Below are 1,180 nucleotides of genomic sequence, written 5' to 3' on the forward strand. Positions count from 1 at the left end.
AATTCGACCCGGTTGCCCTCGGCAAGCGCGTCGGTGATTTCATCGAAGATCGCGCCGACGATGTTTTCGACGTCGCGCAGGAAAAGATGCGGATTGCGCGTGGCAATAATCTGCACAAGCTCGGACTTGATCATCAGACGGGTCCCCGTGAAAGCAGTTCGGCCAAAATTATCAGGATGATTTTATTTGCTTTTTCAGCTGTCCCAACGCGTCTCAAGGGTGCCAGACGGAAACGAGACCGTCAAGAAACAAGCGGTTGGCGCCAAGTTCATGGATGACGTCGCCGCCGGAATCCGGCAAGCCGAGCGCGCCGGCGATCGTGCGTGCCATCGCCTTCGAGAACAGGAAGCCGCCGCGCCGTTCCGTGTTCTTCCATTCGACCACCTTGAGCTTGGCATCGACACCCTTGGTCGCCAGCCAGTCGATGGCCACGGACTCGCCGCCGACGGCGTCGATCAACCCGTTGGCAACACCCTGGCGGCCGGTGAAGATCGAACCGTCGGCGAGCGCCAGTGCTTGTTCGTGCGTCATCTTGCGGCGTTCCGCGACGATGCCGACGAACCAGTCGTAGCTGTCGAGGATGAGCTTGCGGACCATGGCGCGTTCGTCGTCATTGGTCGGCTTGAAGGGCGAGGGCGAGGCTTTCAGAGGCGAGGATTTCACCTCCTCCAGCTTGACGCCGAGCTTGTCCATCAGGCCGCTGACGTCAGGATACTGGATCAGCACGCCGATGGAGCCGACGATCGAGGTCTTGCGGGCGACAATATGGTCGGCGGCGCTTGCGATCATGTAGCCCGCCGACGCGGCGAGCGTGCCGACCTCGGCCACGACCGGCTTGTCGGCGGCGAGCTTGCGCACCTCCTCGTAGATCGATTCCCCGCCGACGGTGGTGCCGCCGGGAGAATCGATCACTAGGATCACGCCTTTTACTTTCGACGACTGGCGGATGGTCTCCAGCCGCTTGATCAGTTCGTCGTCCTCGGTGATGGTGCCTTCGATCCTGACCTTGGCGATGTGGTCGACGGTGGAGCCGCCGAAATCGTCGCCATAGAACCAGGCCGACAGCGCAATCACCCCGAGCGCCACGATGCCAAAGGCCGCGACACGCCAGAAAGTCAGCTTGCGCCGCAAGCGGCGGCGGTCGATCAGGTCGTCGGCTCTCAATGCGATCGTCAGCCTC

The 1,180-nt window shown here is 61.9% G+C and carries 2 protein-coding genes; both read right to left on the reverse strand.

Annotated features, from left to right (window positions below):
* A partial coding sequence (locus tag EOA36_RS35755) for an HU family DNA-binding protein (RefSeq protein WP_189553559.1) occupies nucleotides 1-134 on the reverse strand: 134 nt, incomplete at its 3' end.
* 79 nt (nucleotides 135-213) lie between these two features.
* Nucleotides 214-1,170, reverse strand: a complete 957-nt coding sequence (gene sppA / locus EOA36_RS35760) for a signal peptide peptidase SppA (protein ID WP_127281263.1) — start codon at nucleotides 1,168-1,170, stop codon at nucleotides 214-216.
* Nucleotides 1,171-1,180: the final 10 nt, after the last annotated feature.

The sequence above is a fragment of the Mesorhizobium sp. M8A.F.Ca.ET.021.01.1.1 genome, assembly GCF_003998025.1.
In the GTDB taxonomy this organism is placed as follows: domain Bacteria; phylum Pseudomonadota; class Alphaproteobacteria; order Rhizobiales; family Rhizobiaceae; genus Mesorhizobium.